Source organism: Bacillus cereus group sp. BfR-BA-01408 (assembly GCF_022663305.1).
GTDB classification, from domain to species: domain Bacteria; phylum Bacillota; class Bacilli; order Bacillales; family Bacillaceae_G; genus Bacillus_A; species Bacillus_A pacificus.
In genome coordinates this window covers 1-489 of sequence record NZ_JAKUFF010000199.1, presented here as the reverse complement: position 1 = coordinate 489, position 489 = coordinate 1, and the positions used below count along the sequence as shown (strand labels likewise).

The window sequence follows — 489 nt, the reverse complement described above, 5'->3', positions numbered from 1 at the left end:
TGAGCAACACATTCAATCCATTATGGACGAAGTAAAAGAGCGTCAAGCTTCTTATTACAGCCGTCTTTTCTAATAAACTTATAAAGGGGTTTTATCTAATGAAATTTAAAGCATTCTTTTTAACGATCACCATTCAAAAACGTAAACTTTCACAGAAAGAGATTTTGCGTGAGCAACACATTCAAACTATTATGGACGAAGTAAAAGAACGTCAAGCTTCTTATTACAGCCGTCTTTTCTAATAAACTTATAAAGGGGTTTTATCTAATGAAATTTAAAGCATTCTTTTTAACGATCACCATTCAAAAACGTAAACTTTCACAGAAAGAGATTTTGCGTGAGCAACACATTCAAACTATTATGGACGAAGTAAAAGAACGTCAAGCTTCTTATTACAGCCGTCTTTTCTAATAAACTTATAAAGGGGTTTTATCTAATGAAATTTAAAGTATTCTTTTTAACGATCACAATTCAAAAAACTAAGTTCTC

4 protein-coding genes are annotated in these 489 nt (G+C 31.1%); all 4 read left to right on the top strand.

Translation table 11 applies throughout. The annotated features are described in order from the left end of the window. Positions 1 to 73: YrzI family small protein (locus tag MR083_RS26890; RefSeq protein ID WP_242270105.1), on the top strand; the 73-nt coding region annotated here is incomplete at its 5' end. Positions 74 to 98: 25 nt separating this feature from the next. Beyond that, positions 99 to 242: a YrzI family small protein gene (locus MR083_RS26885; protein ID WP_000668966.1), complete on the top strand. Its 144-nt coding sequence runs from the start codon at positions 99 to 101 to the stop codon at positions 240 to 242. Positions 243 to 267: 25 nt separating this feature from the next. Further along, positions 268 to 411 carry a YrzI family small protein gene (locus MR083_RS26880; protein ID WP_000668966.1) on the top strand — a complete coding sequence of 48 codons (144 nt, stop codon included), beginning with the start codon at positions 268 to 270 and terminating at the stop codon, positions 409 to 411. 25 nt (positions 412 to 436) lie between these two features. Then, a partial coding sequence (locus tag MR083_RS28230; protein WP_396022323.1) for a YrzI family small protein occupies positions 437 to 489 on the top strand: 53 nt, incomplete at its 3' end.

Coding starts and splice junctions, on each gene's coding strand:
- MR083_RS26880 (WP_000668966.1), top strand. CDS start 268: ATGAAATTTAAAGCATTCTTTTTAACGATCACCATTCAAAAACGTAAA.
- MR083_RS26885 (WP_000668966.1), top strand. CDS start 99: ATGAAATTTAAAGCATTCTTTTTAACGATCACCATTCAAAAACGTAAA.